Genomic DNA, 17,964 nt, shown 5'->3' on the forward strand with positions numbered 1-17,964 from the left:
ACCTTGGGCGCCGCAGGACTGAGGGCGCTGCTGGAGAGCGTCCGCTACGAGGTGCTGCCCGCGAAGGCGACCGAGGAGAAGGTCCTCGCCCATGTCCCGCGCGACGTCGTGGTCACCATCACGGCGTCGCCGGTCAAGGGCCTGGAGCCGACCCTCGAACTCACCGGCCGGCTCGCGGCGCACGGCTACCGTGTCGTCCCGCACGTGCCCGCGCGGCTGCTGCGCGACGACGCGCACCTGAAGGAGGTCGTCGACCGGCTCGGCGAGGCGGGCGTGGACGACGTCTTCGTACCGGCGGGCGACGCGGACCCACCGGCGGGGTCCTACGAGGGCGCCCTGCCGGTCCTGCGCCGCCTGACCGAGCTGGACGCCCCCTTCACGCACGTCGGCATCACCGGCTACCCCGAGAGCCATCCCCTCATCCACGACGACCTCACCATCCAGGCGATGTGGGACAAGCGCGCGCACGCCACGTACATCGTGAGCAACCTGTGCTTCGACCCGCGGGTGCTGGGGGAGTGGATCGCCCGGATACGGCGCCGGCACGTCACCCTGCCCGTGTACCTGGGTGTGGCGGGGCCGGTGCAGCGGACGAAGCTGCTCGCGATGGCCACGAAGATCGGCGTGGGGGAGTCGACACGCTTCCTCACGAAGCACGCGTCCTGGTTCCTGCGGTTCGCGGCGCCCGGGGGCTACTCACCCGACAAGCTCCTGACCCGCACCGAGGAGACCCTGGACGCGTCCTCGGTCGGGGTGGCGGGCCTACACCTGTTCACCTTCAACCAGATCGCCGAGACGGAGGCGTGGCGCCGGGCGCTGCTGGACCGGCTCGTAGGCTGAGGCCGTGGAGATACTGCCGCCGACGGTGGCGCGGGTGGCCTGCGCGGCGCCCTGGGCCGTGCCGGCGGCGGGCGCCGTCGCCTACGGTGCCGGGAGCGCGGACGCGCTGTCCCGGTGCGCTGCCGCGATCGTCGTCGCCCTGAGCGCGATGCTGGCCGTCCGTGGTTACCGGATCGGCGTGCGCTGCGAGGCCGACCGGCTCGTGGTGCGAGGGCTGCTGTGGACCCGGGTGATTCCGCGGCAGCGGATTCGGGCGGTCACGGACTTTCCCGCGGTCCGCTGGCGGACGGCCACGGGCCGTAGCCGGTGGACGCCGGTCACGGCGTTCATGAGCGGTGGCGGCGAGTTCGCGTCGCTCGGGGAAGCGAAGGCGCAGTGCGTGGCGCGGCTGCGGCGCTGGGCCCGGGGTTCCGGGAGCGGGCGCGGCTGAGCCGGGCGGCCGTACGCGAAAGCCATGCACGAAAGCCGTACACGATCGCCGTATACGACGAAGGGCGGGCCGGAGATCCGGCCCGCCCTTCGTCGTGGCACCGCTCAGCGGAAGACCACGGTGCGGTTGCCGTCCACCATCACCCGGCTCTCGCTGTGCCACTTCACCGCGTGGGCCAGTACCTGGGCCTCCACGTCCCGGCCGACCGTGACCAGCTCGCCGGGGTCGAGGGAGTGGTCGACGCGGACCACGTCCTGTTCGATGATCTGGCCCTCGTCGAGGTCCGAGGTCACGTAGTGCGCCGTCGCGCCGACGAGCTTCACTCCGCGGTCGTAGGCCTGGACGTAGGGGCGTGCGCCCTTGAAGCTGGGCAGGAAGGAGTGGTGGATGTTGATCGCCCGGCCCTCCAACTGCTTGCACAGGTCGTCGGAGAGGACCTGCATGTAGCGGGCCAGCACCACCAGGTCGACGTCCAGCTCGCGCACCAGCTCGAGGAGGCGTGCCTCGGCTTCCGGCTTGGTCTCCTTGGTCACCGGGACGTGGTGGAAGGGGATGCCGTACGTCTCGGCCAGCCCCTCGAAGTCCCGGTGGTTGGAGACGATCGCCGGGATCTCGATGTTGAGGGCACCGGTGCGCCGGCGGAAGAGAAGGTCGTTCAGGCAGTGACCGAACTTGGACACCATGATGAGCGTGCGGGTCGGGGTCGAGGCGTCCCAGAGCTTCCAGGAGATGCGGTAGGCCTCGGCGACGGGACCGAATCGGTAACGCAGAGTTTCCAGATCCGCGTTTGGATCGGAAACGTCGAAGTGGACCCTCATGAAGAAACGGCCCTGGAGTCGATCATCGAACTGCTGGCTTTCCAGGATGTTGCCGGAGTTGCGGACGAGGAAGCCGCTCACGGCATGGACCAGTCCCGCGCTGTCGGGACACGAGAGAGTGAGGACGTACTCACGGCCGGGTTGAGGACGAGGGGACATGTGCGGCCTCCGTCGGTGCGTATTGCACAACAAGGTGAGCGATACGCAACATGGTCGGCTCAGTGCCCGCTCGCGGTCAAGGGTGGCCGGACAAGAGCCCGCAATGCGAAATCGTCATCCGCCAACCACTTGACGTATGTGTGCGCTTTCGCCAGGGTGTTCCACCACAAGCAATTGAATGCACGATGCGCAACGCATTTCAGCTGAAGGGCTTGGCGCGTGGCAGATCTGTATGTGGCCGGTGAATGGCGGGATCCGGTGGCCGGAGGCCTCCGGGAGATCCGATGTCCCGCCGACGGCACGCTCTCCGCGACCGTATCGGAAGGGACACGTCCCGACTCCGAGGCGGCGATCGCCGCGGCCCGCCGCGCCTTCGACGAGGGCCCCTGGCCCTCCACCCCCGAGCGCGAGCGCGGCGCCGTGCTGCTGCGCACCGCCGACATCCTCGAGCGCGACGCGAAGGAGTTCGCCCGCGCCGAGTCGCTGGACACCGGCAAGCGGCTGGTGGAGAGCGAGTACGACATCGCCGACGTCGTCTCCTGCTTCCGCTACTACGGCGGGCTGGGCGGTACCGACGCGGGCCGTGTGATCGACACCGGACGGGACGACGCCGTCAGCCGGGTCGTCTACGAGCCGGTCGGTGTCTGCGGGCTCATCACCCCCTGGAACTACCCGCTGCTGCAGGCCAGTTGGAAGGTCGCCCCGGCTCTCCTCGCCGGCAACACGATCGTCCTGAAGCCCAGCGAGCTCACCCCCTCCACCTCCATCCTGCTGATGAAGGCCCTGGAGGAGGCCGGACTGCCGGCCGGTGTCGCCAACCTCGTCCTGGGCACCGGCCCGGAGGTGGGCGCCCCGCTCTCCGAGGACCCGGCCGTCGACATGGTGTCCTTCACCGGCGGCCTGGAGACCGGCAAGCGGATCATGGCCACCGCCGCGGCGAGCGTGAAGAAGGTGGCGCTGGAGCTCGGCGGCAAGAATCCGAACGTCGTCTTCGCCGACGCCGACTTCGAGACGGCCGTGGACATGGCTCTCACGGCCGTCTTCCTGCACTCCGGGCAGGTCTGCTCGGCGGGCGCCCGGCTGATCGTCGAGGACTCGATCCACGACCGCTTCGTCGACGAGGTCGTCCGCCGTGCCCGGCAGATCCGCCTGGGCGGGCCCTTCGACCCCGAGGCCGAGACCGGCGCGCTGATCTCCGCGCAGCACCTGGCGAAGGTCGAGGCGTACGTCGCAGCCGGCATCGCCGAGGGCGCCGTACTGCGATGTGGCGGTGAGCGGCCGGACGACCCGGCCCTCGCCAGCGGCCACTACTACCCGCCGACCGTGCTCGCCGAGTGCACGCAGGACATGAGCGTCGTGCACGAGGAGTCCTTCGGGCCCGTGCTGACCGTCGAGCGCTTCACCGACGAGGACGATGCCGTACGCATCGCCAACGACACCGAGTACGGACTCGCCGGCGCCGTCTGGACGCAGGACGCCGGGAAGGCCCAGCGGGTCGCCCGGCGGCTGCGCCACGGCACGGTGTGGATCAACGACTACCACCCCTATGTGCCGCAGGCGGAATGGGGTGGCTTCGGGCACTCGGGCGTGGGCCGGGAACTGGGACCGTCCGGCCTGAACGAGTACCGAGAGCCCAAGCACATCTGGCAGAACATCCAACCCCGGCCGCAGCACTGGTTCCGCGGCTGAACGCCGAAAAGAGGTCGATCGTGACCCCCACACAGACCGAGGTGGCGCAGCGGCGCGGCACGCCTCAGGACTCGGACGGCATGCCCGTCATATCCGTACGCAATCTGTGGAAGGTGTTCGGGCCGAAGGCCGACCGGGTGCCGGAATCGGAGGAGCTGTGCGGGCTCAGCCGCCGCGAGCTCATGGACCGCACCGGATGCACCGCCGCCGTACGCGACGTCAACTTCGAGGTCGCGCCCGGCGAGGTCTTCGTCGTCATGGGCCTGTCCGGCTCCGGCAAGTCCACGCTGGTGCGATGTCTCACCCGGCTGATCGAACCCACCTCCGGTGAGATCGTCTTCGAGGGCCAGGACATCCGTGAGGCCGACGACAAGCGGCTGCGCGAACTGCGCCGCAGCAAGTTCTCCATGGTCTTCCAGCACTTCGGGCTGCTGCCCCACCGCAGGGTGGTGGACAACGTGGCCTTCGGCCTGGAGATCCGCGGCATGGGCAGGGCCGAGCGCACCAAGCGGGCCCTGGAGGTCGTCGAGCTGGTCGGCCTCGCCGGCTACGAGAACTCCTACCCCGACCAGCTCTCCGGCGGTATGCAGCAACGCGTGGGCCTGGCAAGGGCGTTGGCCGGCGACCCGGACGTGCTCTTCTTCGACGAGCCGTTCTCCGCGCTGGACCCGCTGATCCGCCGGGACATGCAGAACGAGGTCATCCGGCTGCACCACGAGGTCGGCAAGACCATGGTGTTCATCACCCACGACCTCTCCGAGGCCCTCAAGCTGGGCGACCGCATCCTGATCATGCGCGACGGCAAGATGGTCCAGTGCGGCACCGGCGACGAGCTCGTGGGCGCCCCCGCCGACGACTACGTACGCGAGTTCGTCAAGGACGTGCCGCGCGGCGACGTGCTCACGCTGCGCTGGATCATGCGCGGCCTGGAGGACGGCGACGACCTGGACGGCCCGGAGCTGGGCCCGGATGTCGTGGTGAAGGAGGCCACCCGGGTCGTCCTGGCCGCCGACAAGCCGGTCAAGGTCGTCGAGAACGGCAAGCTGCTCGGCATCGTCGGCGACGAGGAGATCCTCGCGGTGGTCGCCGGGCAGGAAGGCGGCGCGTAATGACCGTCGCCATAGAGAAACCCGAGAAAACAGAGGCCGTAGAACCGGCCGCGCCCGCCAAGGGGGCGCGCAAGGTCAGCCGGCCGATGGTGATCGGCGCGATCCTCGTCGTCTGGCTGGTGCTGTTCGCCGTCCTGCGCGGCAAGCAGACCCTGTCCCTGGCGGTGGCCGATCTGACCGACCTGCACCGGTGGATCAACGACTTCAACGACTCCATCGGCGCCAACCGCAACTCCAACCCGCTCTTCCTGTACTTCTTCAACGAGATCCGGCTGGTCATCGACAACCTGGTGACCTTCGTCCAGCACCTGATCTCCCAGCCGTCCGGCGCCCGCCCGGTCCCGCAGATCGGCTGGCTCGGCGTCGTCGGCCTCGCCGGATTCGTCTCCTGGGCCGTGGGCAACTGGAAGGTCGCCCTGCTGGCCGTGGCCGGCTTCACCTTCTTCGGGCTGCAGGGCCTGTGGCAGGAGAGCATGGACACCCTGGCGCTCATCCTGTGCGCCGTGTTCGTGGCCCTGCTGTTCGCGATCCCGCTCGGGGTGTGGGCCGGTCTCTCGGACCGGTTCAACCGGCTCATGACGCCCTTCCTGGACTTCATGCAGACGATGCCGACCTTCGTCTACCTGGCGCCGCTGACCCTGTTCTTCCTCATCGGCGGTGCGTCCGCCACGATCGCCACAGTGATCTACGCGGCCCCGCCGACGATCCGCATCACGGCGCACGCCATCCGCAACGTGTCGAAGACGACGGTCGAGGCGGCCGACTCACTGGGCGCCACGCGCCGCCAGTCGCTGCTGAAGGTCCTGCTGCCGATGTCCAAGCGGACCGTGGTGATGGGCGTCAACCAGACCATCATGGCCGCCCTGGCCATGGTGACCATCGCGGCCCTGATCAACGCGCCGGGCCTCGGCGTGAACGTCCTCCAGGCACTGCAGTCGCTCGACGTCGGCACGGCCTTCAACGCGGGCCTCGCCATCGTGATCATGGCGATCGTGCTGGACCGGGTCACGACCGCGGCCAGCGCCCGCGAGGAGCACGCACGCAACTCCAAGAACCGCTTCGAGAAGTGGCGCAGGCCGCTGCTCGCCGCCGGCGCCGTGGTCACCGTGGTCCTGATCTACCTCTCGCACACCTACCTGTGGGCCGCCGACTTCCCCGGTGACGGCACCGTCGGAACCCACATCGCGAGCGCGACGGACACCGCGGCCAACTGGGTGCAGGACAACCTGTCCGGCCTGACCAACGCCTTCCGCGACGCCATCACCAACGGCCTGCTCAACCCGTTCCAGACGCTGCTCACCGACTCCCCGTGGTGGCTCGTCGGCGCGGTGCTGGTCGCACTGGCAGTGGTGCTGGGCGGCTGGAAGGCCGGGATCACCACGGCCGTGTGCGTGGGCCTGCTGGTCGCCACCGGCGTGTGGTCGGACGCCATGACGACGATGGCCTCGACGATCGTCGCGACGGTGCTCGTGATGATCCTCGGCATCGTCTTCGGTGTGTGGATGGGCCGCAGCATGATGGCCGACCGCATGATCCGGCCCACCCTGGACGCGGCCCAGGTCATGCCGCCGTTCGTCTACCTCGTGCCGTTCCTCGCGCTGTTCGGCGCCACCCGCTTCACGGCCATCGTCGCCGCGATCGTCTACGGGGCGCCCGTCGCCATGAAGATCATCGCCGACGGGATCCGGGCGGTGCCCGAGACCACCGTGGAGGCGGCCACCTCCGCCGGGTGCAACACCTGGCAGATCATCACCAAGGTTCAACTGCCGATGTCACGCAGTGCCCTGACGCTTGCGACAAACCAGGGCCTGATCTACGTGCTGTCGATGGTTGTTGTGGGCGGCCTGGTAGGCGCGGGCGCCCTCGGCTACGACGTCGTGGCCGGATTCTCGCAGGGAGAGCTGTACGGCAAGGGGCTGGCGGCAGGACTCGCCATCGTACTGCTCGGAGTCATGTTCGACCGGATCACTCAGGCAGCGGCGCGACGCGCGGGCGCTTAAAGGAGCAGGACACCATGGCAAGACACTGGCGAGCCGGCGCGGCCGGCCTGGCCGTCCTCGGCCTCACCCTGACCGCGTGCGGCGGGGCGAAGGTCGGCGACTCGGGTTCCGACAGCGCGGGCAGCTCGGGCAAGTGCGGCACGTTCAACCTCGCGGTCAACCCCTGGGTGGGTTACGAGGCCGACGCGGCGGTCGTCGCGTACGTCGCGCAGCACAACCTCGGCTGCACGGTCAACAAGAAGAACCTGAAGGAAGAGATCGCCTGGCAGGGCTTCGGCACCGGCGAGGTCGACGCGGTCCTGGAGAACTGGGGCCACGCCGATCTGGTGAAGAAGTACATCGACCAGCAGAAGACCGCCGTGGACGCCGGCCAGACCGGCAACAAGGGCATCATCGGCTGGTACGTGCCGCCGTGGCTGGCCAAGGCGCACCCCGACATCCTCGACTACAAGAACCTCAACAAGTACGCGTCGAAGTTCAAGACGTCCGAGTCGGGCGGCAAGGGCCAGCTGCTGGACGGCGACCCGTCGTACGTCACCAACGACGCGGCGCTGGTGAAGAACCTGAAGCTGAACTTCAAGGTGGTGTACGCGGGCAGTGAGGCCGCCCTCATCACGGCCTTCCGCGACGCCGAGAAGAACAAGAAGTGGGTGATCGGCTACTTCTACGAGCCGCAGTGGTTCCTGTCCGAGGTCCCGCTGAAGAAGGTCTCCCTGCCCGCCTACAAGACGGGCTGTGACGCCGACGCGGCGAAGGTCGCCTGCGACTACCCGATCTACAACCTGAACAAGATCGTCAGTACGAAGTTCGCCAAGTCGGGCAGCCCCGCCTACAACCTGGTGAAGAACTTCAACTGGACGAACGACGACCAGAACGAGGTCGCCAAGTACATCGCCCAGGACAAGCTGTCCGACGACGCGGCGGCCAAGAAGTGGGTCGAGGCCAACAAGGACAAGGTCGACGCCTGGATCAAGTAGCCGAGTCCACAAGCCGGTCGAACATGCCCGGCGGGCGGTGCGTGCAGGTACGCGCCGCCCGCCGGGCATTGCCGTGTCCAGGGGGTGTGTTTCGGGCCGTTTTCCGACGTCACGGACCCCTTGACACCCCCTCCCCGCGCCAGGCACATTGAGTTGCGCAACCTGAATCACGTTGCGCAGAAAGCAACTAGCTGGTTTTGATTTCGGAGGTGCGGCGATGGCGGGACCCCGAGTGGTGATCATCGGAGCGGGTGTCGTGGGAGCGGCCCTCGCGGACGAGATCTCCGCACGAGGCTGGACCGAAGTGACCGTGGTCGACCAGGGCCCGCTCCCCGCGACCGGGGGGTCCTCGTCGCACGCCCCGGGCCTGGTCTTCCAGACGAACTCGTCCAAGACCATGACCGAGCTGGCCCGCTACACCGTCGAGAAGTTCTGCTCCCTCGACGTCGACGGCAAGCCCTGCTTCCTGCAGGTCGGCGGCCTCGAGGTGGCGACCACCCCCGAGCGCCTGGCGGAGCTGCACCGCCGCCACGGCTGGATCACCGCCTGGGGCATCGAGGCCCGGCTGCTGACCGCCGACGAGTGCGTCGAGCAGCACCCGCTGGTCAACCGCGACAGGGTCCTCGGCGGCCTGCTGGTCCCGACCGACGGTCTCGCCAAGGCGGTCCTCGCCGTCGAGGCGCAGATCCGCCGGGCCACCGAGCGCGGCGTCACGTTCCGCGCCCGCCACGAGGTCCTGGACGTACTCCAGGCCGACGGCCGCGTCACCGGCGTCCTCACCGACCAGGGCGAGATCCCCGCCGACATCGTGGTGTGCTGCGCCGGCATCTGGGGCCCGAAGATCGCCCGCATGGTCGGCATGAACCTCCCGCTCACGCCGCTCGCCCACCAGCTCGCCTGGACCGGCCCCATACCGGCGCTCGCGGGCCAGACCGAGGAGGCGGTGCGCCCGATCCTGCGCCACCAGGACGCCGACCTCTACTACCGCGACCGCTTCGACGGCATCGGCATCGGCTACTACGGCCACCGCCCGATGCCCATCACCGCCGACGAGATCCTCTCCGTCGACGAGGCCGAGTCCATGCCCTCGGTCCTGAAGTTCACCGAGGACGACTTCGCCGACGCCTGGGCCGAGACCCAGTCCCTGCTCCCCGCGACGCAGGAGGCCAAGGTCGAGGAAGGCATCAACGGCCTCTTCTCCTTCACCACCGACAACTACCCGCTGCTCGGCGAGTCCCAGGACGTCAAGGGCTTCTGGGTCGCCGAGGCCGTGTGGGTCACGCACTCCGCCGGCGTCGGCCGGGCGATGGCCGAATGGCTGGTCGACGGCTACTGCTCCTCCTTCGACCTGCACGAGTGCGACGTCAACCGCTTCGAGCCGCACCAGCTGACCCCGGAGTACGTCCTGGCCCGCGACTGCCAGAACTTCGTCGAGGTCTACGACATCCTCCACCCGCTCCAGCCCTCGGGTAAGCCGCGCCCGATCCGCAAGAGCCCCTTCTACGCCCGCCAGCAGGAGCACGGCGCCTTCTTCCTGGAGGCCAACGGCTGGGAGCGCCCGCAGTGGTACGAGGCCAACGCCTCGCTCGTCGAGGGCCGCTCCATCCCCACCCCCAACCACTGGGCCGCGCAGTACTGGTCGCCCATCGTCGGCGCCGAGGCACAGCGCACCCGGGAGACCGTCGCCCTGTACGACATGACGGCCCTCAAGCGCCTCGAGGTCAGCGGCCCCGGTGCCGCCGACTTCCTGGAGGGCCTGGTCACCGGAAAGGTCGCCAAGTCGGTCGGTTCGGTGACGTACACGCTCCTGCTCGACCACGACGGCGGCATCCGCAGCGACATCACCGTCGCCCGCCTCGCCCGCGACCTCTTCCAGGTCGGCGCCAACGGCAACCTGGACCTCGACTGGTTCACCCGCCACCTGCCCGCCGACGGCACGGTCCAGGTCCGCGACATCACCCCCGGCACCTGCTGTATCGGCCTGTGGGGCCCGCTGGCCCGCAAGGTCCTGCAGCCGCTGACGGACGAGGACTTCACCAACGACGGCCTGAAGTACTTCCGCGCCAAGCGCGCCCACATCGGCAGCGTGCCGGTGACGGCCATGCGCCTGTCGTACGTCGGTGAACTGGGCTGGGAGCTGTACACCACCGCCGACCTGGGCGAGAAGCTCTGGGACACCCTCTGGGCGGCGGCCGAACCGCTCGGCGGCATCATCGCCGGCCGCGGCGCCTTCAACAGCCTGCGCCTGGAGAAGGGCTACCGCTCCTTCGGCACCGACATGACCTACGAGCACGACGCGTACGAGGCCGGCGTCGGCTTCGCCGTCAAGCTCGACAAGGGCGACTTCGTCGGCAAGGAGGCGCTGGAGCGCCGCAAGGCCGACGTACGGCGCAAGCTCACCTGCCTCACCATCGCCGACCCGCAGTCGGTCGTCCTGGGCAAGGAGCCGGTGTACGACGGCGACCGCGCCGTCGGCTACGTCACCAGCGCGGCCTACGGCTACACGATCGGCAAGGGGATCGCCTACGCCTGGCTCCCGGCCGAACTCGCCACTCCCGGAACCACCCTGCACATCGGCTACTTCGACCAGCGCTTCGAGGCGGTCGTGGCCGAGGAGCCCCTGTTCGACCCGACGATGTCCCGCCTCCGTGGCTGACCGAGGGGAAGAGGTACCGCCGGTGACCGCACAACTCCTGGACGGCAAGGCGACCGCCGCCGACATCCGCCGCGAACTCGCCGAGCGCGTGGCCAAGTTGACCGCGAACGGTGGCCGTCCGCCGGGCCTGGGCACCGTCCTGGTCGGCGACGACCCCGGCAGTCGTGCCTACGTCGCCGGCAAGCACCGCGACTGCGCGCAGGTCGGCATCGCCTCCATCCGCCGCGACCTGCCCGCCGACGCCTCGCAGCAGCAGGTCGAGGACGTCATCGACGAGCTGAACGCCGACCCGGCCTGCACCGGCTACATCGTCCAGCTCCCGCTCCCGAAGCACCTGGACGCCAACGCCGTACTGGCGCGTATGGACCCGGCCAAGGACGCCGACGGGCTGCACCCGGTCAACCTCGGCCGGCTCGTCCTCGGCACCGAGGCGCCGCTTCCCTGCACCCCGCGCGGCATCGTCGAGCTGTTGCGCCGCTACGAGGTGCCGATCGCCGGAGCCAGGGTCTGTGTGATCGGACGCGGCATCACGGTCGGACGGCCCATCGGTCTCCTCCTCACCCGCCGCTCCGAGAACGCCACCGTGACCCTCTGCCACACCGGAACCAAGGGCCTGGCCTGGCACGTCCGCGAGGCCGACATCGTCGTCGCGGCCGCCGGCTCGCCCGGACTGATCACCAAGGACATGCTGCGCCCCGGCGCGGCCGTCCTGGACGTCGGTATCACCCGCACCGAGAACGGGCTGGTCGGCGACATCCACCCGGAGGCCGCCGAGGTCGCCGGCTGGCTCGCGCCGATGCCCGGGGGCGTGGGCCCCATGACCCGGGCGATGTTGCTCGCCAACGTCGTCGAGGCCGCCGAGAGGAACGCGAACGCCGTATGAACGCGCTGAACACCCCGCTGGCGGAGCTGGACCCCGAGGTCCACGCCGCGCTCGCCGCCGAACTGCACCGCCAGCAGTCCACCCTCGAGATGATCGCCTCCGAGAACTTCGCGCCCACCGCGGTGATGGAGGCCCAGGGCTCGGTCGCCACCAACAAGTACGCCGAGGGCTACCCCGGCCGCCGCTACTACGGCGGCTGCGAACACGTCGACGTCACCGAGCGGCTGGCGATCGAGCGGATCAAGTCCCTCTTCGGGGCCGGGTTCGCCAACGTCCAGCCGCACTCGGGAGCCCAGGCCAACACGGCCGTGTTCTTCGCCCTGTTGCAGCCCGGCGACACCATCCTCGGCCTCGACCTCGCGCACGGCGGTCACCTCACGCACGGCATGCGCATCAACTACAGCGGCAAGATGCTGAACGTGGTGCCCTACCACGTGTCGGAGACGGACTACCTGGTCGACATGGACGAGGTGGAGCGCCTCGCCAAGGAACACCGCCCCAAGATGATCATCGCGGGCTGGTCGGCGTACCCGAGGCAGCTGGACTTCGCGGCCTTCCGTCGGATCGCCGACGAGGTGGACGCGCTGCTGATGGTCGACATGGCGCACTTCGCGGGGCTGGTGGCAGCCGGGCTGCACCCGAACCCCGTACCGCACGCCCACGTGACGACCACGACGACGCACAAGACGCTCGGCGGCCCGCGCGGCGGAGTCATCCTCACCAACGAGGCCGACCTCGCCAAGAAGATCAACTCGGCGGTGTTCCCCGGGATGCAGGGCGGTCCGCTGGAGCACGTCATCGCCGCGAAGGCGGTGTCGTTCAAGGTCGCCGCGTCACCGGAGTTCGCCGAGCGCCAGGCCCGCACGCTGGCCGGCTCCCGCATCCTCGCCGAGCGCCTCACGCAGCCGGACGCGGCGGCGGCAGGGGTGAAGGTGTTGACCGGCGGCACGGACGTGCACCTGGTCCTGGTCGACCTGCGCGACTCGGAACTGGACGGCCGCCAGGCCGAGGACCTGCTCCACGAGATCGGCATCACGGTCAACCGCAACGCCGTCCCCTTCGACCCGCGCCCGCCCATGGTCACCTCGGGCCTGCGCATCGGCACCCCGGCCCTGGCGACTCGCGGCTTCACCGAGGAGGACTTCGCCGAGGTCGCCGACGTGATCGCGCTGGCGCTCCAGCCGGAGCCCGACACCGCCGCGCTGCGCGCCCGCACGGAGGCGCTGGCGGCCAAGCACCCGCTCTACCCGCACCTCTCCGGTGCCTCAGGAGACGCCCGATGAGCCCCACCACCCCCGGCGCCGACCTCCCCGACCACCCGGACTTCCTCTGGCGCACGCCCGAGCCGAAGCGTTCGTACGACGTCATCGTCGTCGGCGGCGGCGGACACGGCCTGGCCACCGCCCACTACCTGGCGAAGAACCACGGCATCACCAACGTCGCGGTGCTGGAGAAGGGCTGGCTCGCGGGCGGCAACATGGCCCGCAACACCACGATCATCCGCTCCAACTACCTCTGGGACGAGAGCGCCGGCATCTACGAGCATGCGCTCAAGCTCTGGGAGAACCTGGAGGAGGAGCTCGACTACCCGATCCTCTTCTCCCAGCGCGGCGTGCTCAACCTCGCCCACAGCCTCCAGGACGTCCGCGACAGCGTCCGCCGCGTCGAGGCGAACCGCCTCAACGGCGTCGACGCCGAGTGGCTCGACGCCGAGCAGGTCAAAGAGGTCTGCCCGATCGTCAACATCTCACCCGACGTGCGCTACCCGGTCCTCGGCGCCACCTACCAGCCGCGCGCCGGCATCGCCAAGCACGACTACGTGGCCTGGGGCTACGCCCGCTCCGCGGACGCGGCCGGCATCGACATCATCCAGAACTGCGAGGTCACGGGCCTGGACGTGGTCGGCGGCCGGGTGGTGGGCGTCCAGACCAACCTCGGCCCGATCGCGGCCGGCAAGGTGGCACTCTGCTCGGCCGGCCACACGTCGGTCCTGGCCGCCATGGCGGGCATCGAACTCCCGGTCCAGAGCCACCCGTTGCAGGCACTGGTCTCCGAGCTCCTGGAACCGGTCCACCCGACCGTCGTCATGTCCAACGCCGTCCACGTGTACGTCAGCCAGGCGCACAAGGGCGAGTTGGTGATGGGCGCGGGCATCGACTCGTACAACTCCTACACCCAGCGCGGCGCGTTCCACATCATCGAGGACCAGATGGCGGCGGCCCTGGAACTCTTCCCGGTCTTCGCCCGGGCGCATGTGCTGCGCACCTGGGGCGGCATCGTCGACGTCAGCCCCGACGCCTCGCCGATCGTCGGCCTCAGCCCCGTCGACAACCTGTACCTCAACTGCGGCTGGGGCACGGGCGGTTTCAAGGCCACCCCCGGCGTCGGCTGGGTCTACGCCCACACCATCGCCAACGACACCCCCCACCCGCTCAACGCCCCCTTCTCGCTCGACCGTTTCACCACCGGCGCGCTCGTCGACGAGCACGGCGCGGCCGCGGTGGCCCACTAGGGAGCCGATCCATGCTGCTCATCCCCTGCCCGTGGTGCGGGCCCCGCGACGAGGCCGAGTTCCACTACGGCGGCCAGGCGCACGTCCCGTATCCGCAGACCCCGGCCGACCTCACCGACGAGGAGTGGGCGCGGTACCTGTTCTTCCGCGACAACCCCAAGGGCCCCTTCGCCGAGCGCTGGAGCCACTCGGCGGGCTGCCGCCGCTGGTTCAACGCGGTACGGGACACGTCGACGAACGAGATCTTGGCGGTGTACCGGGCGGGGGAGGAGCGTCCGGGTACCTTCGAGCCGCGCGCGGTTGTTTCCCAGCCGGGTCCGGTCACTTCTCAGCCGGGTCCGGCACAACCAGCCCGTCCGGCGTTTGAGGACGAGGCCCCTTCAGGGCCGATCGGGGGTCCGGGGGCAGAGCCCCCAGCACGGCTGACCACCCAACCGAACCGCCTGGCCGCGGGCGGCCGAGTCGACCGCAACCACCCCGTCACTTTCACTTTCGACGGCACTGAGTACCAGGGCTTCCGCGGCGACACCCTCGCGTCGGCCCTCCTGGCCAACGGCGTCATCCAGGCCGGCACCAGCATCAAGCTGGGCCGCCCGCGCGGCATCTTCTCCGCCGGCGTCGAAGAACCCAACGCAGTCATCCAGATCGAGGAACCCTTCCCGGAGCCAATGCTCCCCGCGACCACCGTCGAGCTCTACGACGGCCTGGTCGCGACCAGCCTCCCCGGCCAGGGCCGCCTCGCCACCGACCCGGACCCGGCCCGCTACGACGCCGTACACGCCCACTGCGACCTCCTGATCGTCGGCGCCGGTCCCGCCGGCCTCGCAGCGGCAGCCGCGGCAGCAAGCAGCGGCGCCCGCGTGATCATCGCGGACGACCGTCCCGAACTCGGCGGCAGCCTCCTCGGCTCCGGCGAACTCCTCGACTGGGTCGACGAGTTGGCCACGCAACTCGACGCCGCCCCCGACGTCCGCGTCCTGCGCCGTACGACCGTCTTCGGCTACTACGACGACAACCACCTCCTCGCCGTGGAACGCCGAACCAATCACCTCGGCGCCGAAGCCCCGCAGAACGTCTCCCGCGAACGAGTCCACCGCATCCGCGCTCGCCGAGTCGTCCTCGCCACCGGCGCCCACGAGCGCTCCCTGGCCTTCGCGGACAACGACCGCCCCGGCGTGATGCTGGCCGCCTCGGCCCGCACCTACGTCAACCGCCACGGCGTCCTGCCCGGCCGTCACGCGGTCGTGTTCACCACCAACGACAGCGCGTACGCCGCCGCCCTGGACCTCGCCGCGTCCGGCGTGGAGATCTCGGCGATCGTCGACACCCGCCCCGAGCCGGGAGCATGGGCGGACCGCGCCCGCGCGGCCGGCATCGAGGTGCTGCCCGGTCACGCAGTCACCGGCACGGAGGGCGAGCCGCGGCTGACCGCCGTGACCGTCGCGCCGTACGGACAGACCACAGGACAACGGGAGTTCGCGGCCGACCTGCTCCTGGTCTCGGGCGGCTGGAACCCGGTGGCGCACCTGTTCAGCCAGTCCGGCGGCAAGCTCCGCCACGACGACACCCTCGGCACCTTCGTCCCCGACACCGGCCGCCAGGCCGTCGAGGTCGCGGGCAGTGCGAACGGCGAGTTCGACCAGGCCGCGGTCCTCGCGCAGGGTGCCGCCGCCGGCGCCCGCGCGATCGAGGCCGAGGGCTACACGGCCGAGACGCCCCGGCTCCCGCAGGTGCCCGCACAGCCGCAGCCGACACCGTCCATGCAGGTGTTCACCGTGCCCGGCCGGGACGGCGCCCCCAGCTTCGTCGACCTCCAACGCGACGTCACCATCGACGACTTGGCCCGCGCCACCGGCGCCGGCCTGAACTCGGTCGAGCACACCAAGCGCTACACCACGGCCGGTACCGCCAACGACCAGGGCAAGACCTCCGGCGTCCTGGCCAGCGGCGTGGTCGCGGAACTGCTCGGCGTGGACATCTCCGCGCTCGGCACGACCACGTTCCGCCCGCCCTACACCCCCGTCTCCTTCGCCGCCCTCGCCGGCCGGGACCGCGGCGCGCTGAGCGACCCGGTCCGCACGACCGCCCTGCACCAGTGGCATGTCACACACCACGCCCTGTTCGAGAACGTCGGCCAGTGGAAGCGCCCCTGGTACTACCCGCAGTCCGGCGAGGACATGGAAGCGGCCGTCCTGCGCGAGTGCGCCGCCGCCCGCGAAAGCGTCGCCTTCATGGACGCCTCCACCCTCGGCAAGATCGATGTGCAGGGCCCGGACGCAGGCGTCTTCCTCGACCTGCTCTACACCAACATGATGAGCACCCTGAAGGTCGGCATGATCCGCTACGGCGTGATGTGCCGCCCGGACGGCATGGTCTTCGACGACGGCACGGTCATCCGCCTCGCCCAGGACCGCTTCCTGGTCACCACGACCACCGGCAACGCGGCGACCGTACTGGACTGGATGGAGGAGTGGCTCCAGACCGAGTGGCCGGAGCTCAAGGTGCACTGCACGTCGGTCACCGAGCAGTGGGCCACCGTCGCCCTGGTCGGCCCGAAGTCCCGCGCTGTCCTCGGCTCGCTCGCGCCCCAACTCGCCGTCTCCAACGACGACTTCCCGTTCATGGCCTGGCGGGAGACGACCGTCGCCGGCATCGAGGCCCGGGTCTGCCGGATCAGCTTCTCCGGCGAACTCGCCTACGAGATCAACGTGTCACCGTGGGAGGCCCTCGCCCTCTGGGAGGCGCTGTACGAGGCCGGCGCCCCGTACAACATCACCCCGTACGGCACCGAGACCATGCACGTCCTGCGTGCCGAGAAGGGCTACCCCATCATCGGTCAGGACACCGACGGCACGGTCACCCCGCAGGACCTCGGCATGAGCTGGGCGGTGTCCAAGAAGAAGCCCGACTTCATCGGCAAGCGCTCCTACGCCCGCGCCGACACCGTCCGCCCCGACCGCAAGCACCTGGTCGGCCTGCTCCCGGAGGACCCGGGCACCTTCCTCCCCGAGGGCACCCACCTGGTCGCCGAGAGCGAACTGCCCGCCCCGCCGGTCCCGATGCTCGGCCATGTCACCTCCAGCTATCGCAGCGCCGCCCTCGGCCGTACCTTCGCGCTCGCCCTGATCAAGGGCGGCCGCGAGCGCATCGGCGAGCGGCTCTACGCCCCCGTCGGCGACCGGCTGGTCCCGGTGACCGTCGCAAGCCCCGTCCTCTACGACCCCGAGGGAGCCCGTCGCGATGGCTGACACCGCACTCAACGCCCCGCCCCGCAGCCCCCTTTCGCACGCCGCGGACCGCCTGGCCGCCGCGACGCACGCCTCCGGGGGTGCGATCCGACTGGCCGAACTCCCCTTCCTGGCCCAGCTGAACATCCGCCTGGACGCCAAGGGAGCCGCGGCGGACGCAGTAGGCCTGACGCTGGGACTCCAACTGCCCCTGGAGCCCAACACGGTTGTCCGTGCAGGGGAGTTGACCGCCCTGTGGCTCGGACCGGACGAGTGGCTGCTGGTCGGCCCGCCGGGGACGCAGCGCGACCTCGAGGGCCGTATCAGGGAAGCCGCCGGGGACGAACCGGTCTCCGTCACCGACGTCTCCGCCCAGCGCACCACGCTCCTGGTCGCGGGCTCCAGCGCCCGCGACCTGCTGGCCCACGGCTGTGCACTGGACCTGCACCCGCGGTCCTTCGCCCCCGGCCGCTGCGCCCAGACCACCCTGGGCCGCACCCAGGTCGTCCTGGTCGCCCGCGACGAACCCAGGGCCGGATTCTGGGTACTGGTCCGCTCTTCCTTCGCCGGCTATCTCACGGACTGGATACTGGACGCGGCGACGGAATACGTGTGAACATCGGGTCTCCGTCAGCCGGGTGACAGTGTGACCCGAAATTCACGG

13 protein-coding genes are annotated in these 17,964 nt (G+C 70.0%); 12 read left to right on the top strand and 1 reads right to left on the bottom strand.

The genetic code is table 11. The features are described 5' to 3' along the window. Positions 1 to 3 precede the first annotated feature (3 nt). Both ACFY1L_RS21130 and ACFY1L_RS21135 read left to right on the top strand, forming a co-directional pair. A complete protein-coding gene (locus ACFY1L_RS21130; protein WP_388826148.1) occupies positions 4 to 840 on the top strand; it encodes a 5,10-methylenetetrahydrofolate reductase in 837 nt (278 codons plus the stop codon). A gap of 4 nt (positions 841 to 844) precedes the next feature. Continuing rightward, positions 845 to 1,270 carry a hypothetical protein gene (locus tag ACFY1L_RS21135; protein WP_388826150.1) on the top strand — a complete coding sequence of 142 codons (426 nt, stop codon included), beginning with the start codon at positions 845 to 847 and terminating at the stop codon, positions 1,268 to 1,270. 104 nt (positions 1,271 to 1,374) lie between these two features. On the opposite strand, the gene purU is transcribed toward ACFY1L_RS21135, so the two are convergent. After that, the gene (purU, locus tag ACFY1L_RS21140) at positions 1,375 to 2,247 is read right to left on the bottom strand and encodes a formyltetrahydrofolate deformylase (RefSeq protein WP_123963576.1); all 873 of its coding nucleotides are present in this window, start codon (positions 2,245 to 2,247) and stop codon (positions 1,375 to 1,377) included. 219 nt (positions 2,248 to 2,466) lie between these two features. Here purU and ACFY1L_RS21145 point away from each other — a divergent pair, with 219 nt between their 5' ends. The 10 genes from ACFY1L_RS21145 to ACFY1L_RS21190 all read left to right on the top strand — a co-directional run bounded on the left by ACFY1L_RS21145 (position 2,467) and on the right by ACFY1L_RS21190 (position 17,916). Continuing rightward, positions 2,467 to 3,936, top strand: a complete 1,470-nt coding sequence (locus tag ACFY1L_RS21145; protein WP_388826153.1) for an aldehyde dehydrogenase family protein — start codon at positions 2,467 to 2,469, stop codon at positions 3,934 to 3,936. A 20-nt stretch (positions 3,937 to 3,956) separates the two neighbouring features. After that, positions 3,957 to 5,045: a glycine betaine/L-proline ABC transporter ATP-binding protein gene (locus ACFY1L_RS21150; protein WP_388826156.1), complete on the top strand. Its 1,089-nt coding sequence runs from the start codon at positions 3,957 to 3,959 to the stop codon at positions 5,043 to 5,045. After that, the gene (locus ACFY1L_RS21155; protein WP_388826159.1) at positions 5,045 to 7,045 is read left to right on the top strand and encodes an ABC transporter permease; all 2,001 of its coding nucleotides are present in this window, start codon (positions 5,045 to 5,047) and stop codon (positions 7,043 to 7,045) included. Before ACFY1L_RS21150 ends, ACFY1L_RS21155 begins: the two co-directional genes overlap by 1 nt. A gap of 14 nt (positions 7,046 to 7,059) precedes the next feature. Then, positions 7,060 to 8,022, top strand: coding sequence for an ABC transporter substrate-binding protein (locus ACFY1L_RS21160; protein ID WP_388826162.1), 963 nt, complete (start codon positions 7,060 to 7,062; stop codon positions 8,020 to 8,022). A gap of 217 nt (positions 8,023 to 8,239) precedes the next feature. Continuing rightward, complete coding sequence (locus ACFY1L_RS21165) at positions 8,240 to 10,678, top strand: FAD-dependent oxidoreductase (protein ID WP_388826165.1); 2,439 nt, start codon at positions 8,240 to 8,242, stop codon at positions 10,676 to 10,678. A 22-nt stretch (positions 10,679 to 10,700) separates the two neighbouring features. Beyond that, complete coding sequence (locus ACFY1L_RS21170) at positions 10,701 to 11,561, top strand: bifunctional methylenetetrahydrofolate dehydrogenase/methenyltetrahydrofolate cyclohydrolase (RefSeq protein WP_388826168.1); 861 nt, start codon at positions 10,701 to 10,703, stop codon at positions 11,559 to 11,561. Then, positions 11,558 to 12,844 carry a serine hydroxymethyltransferase gene (gene glyA / locus ACFY1L_RS21175; RefSeq protein ID WP_388826171.1) on the top strand — a complete coding sequence of 429 codons (1,287 nt, stop codon included), beginning with the start codon at positions 11,558 to 11,560 and terminating at the stop codon, positions 12,842 to 12,844. The genes ACFY1L_RS21170 and glyA overlap by 4 nt, the downstream gene beginning before the upstream one ends. After that, positions 12,841 to 14,073, top strand: coding sequence for a sarcosine oxidase subunit beta family protein (locus tag ACFY1L_RS21180; RefSeq protein ID WP_388826174.1), 1,233 nt, complete (start codon positions 12,841 to 12,843; stop codon positions 14,071 to 14,073). The genes glyA and ACFY1L_RS21180 overlap by 4 nt, the downstream gene beginning before the upstream one ends. 11 nt (positions 14,074 to 14,084) lie before the next feature. Further along, positions 14,085 to 17,321, top strand: coding sequence for a sarcosine oxidase subunit alpha family protein (locus ACFY1L_RS21185; protein ID WP_388826177.1), 3,237 nt, complete (start codon positions 14,085 to 14,087; stop codon positions 17,319 to 17,321). Beyond that, positions 17,314 to 17,916: a sarcosine oxidase subunit gamma gene (locus ACFY1L_RS21190; RefSeq protein WP_388826179.1), complete on the top strand. Its 603-nt coding sequence runs from the start codon at positions 17,314 to 17,316 to the stop codon at positions 17,914 to 17,916. Before ACFY1L_RS21185 ends, ACFY1L_RS21190 begins: the two co-directional genes overlap by 8 nt. The last annotated feature ends 48 nt before the right edge of the window (positions 17,917 to 17,964 follow it).

Origin of the sequence: Streptomyces sp. NPDC001663 (assembly GCF_042893105.1) — a bacterium.
Taxonomy (GTDB): domain Bacteria; phylum Actinomycetota; class Actinomycetes; order Streptomycetales; family Streptomycetaceae; genus Streptomyces.

What these genes read in the sequence shown, in the direction of transcription:
- purU (WP_123963576.1), bottom strand. Translation starts at nt 2,247, where the DNA reads ATGTCCCCTCGTCCTCAACCCGGCCGTGAGTACGTCCTCACTCTCTCG.
- ACFY1L_RS21155 (WP_388826159.1), top strand. Translation starts at nt 5,045, where the DNA reads ATGACCGTCGCCATAGAGAAACCCGAGAAAACAGAGGCCGTAGAACCG.
- ACFY1L_RS21160 (WP_388826162.1), top strand. Translation starts at nt 7,060, where the DNA reads ATGGCAAGACACTGGCGAGCCGGCGCGGCCGGCCTGGCCGTCCTCGGC.
- ACFY1L_RS21165 (WP_388826165.1), top strand. Translation starts at nt 8,240, where the DNA reads ATGGCGGGACCCCGAGTGGTGATCATCGGAGCGGGTGTCGTGGGAGCG.
- glyA (WP_388826171.1), top strand. Translation starts at nt 11,558, where the DNA reads ATGAACGCGCTGAACACCCCGCTGGCGGAGCTGGACCCCGAGGTCCAC.
- ACFY1L_RS21180 (WP_388826174.1), top strand. Translation starts at nt 12,841, where the DNA reads ATGAGCCCCACCACCCCCGGCGCCGACCTCCCCGACCACCCGGACTTC.
- ACFY1L_RS21185 (WP_388826177.1), top strand. Translation starts at nt 14,085, where the DNA reads ATGCTGCTCATCCCCTGCCCGTGGTGCGGGCCCCGCGACGAGGCCGAG.
- ACFY1L_RS21190 (WP_388826179.1), top strand. Translation starts at nt 17,314, where the DNA reads ATGGCTGACACCGCACTCAACGCCCCGCCCCGCAGCCCCCTTTCGCAC.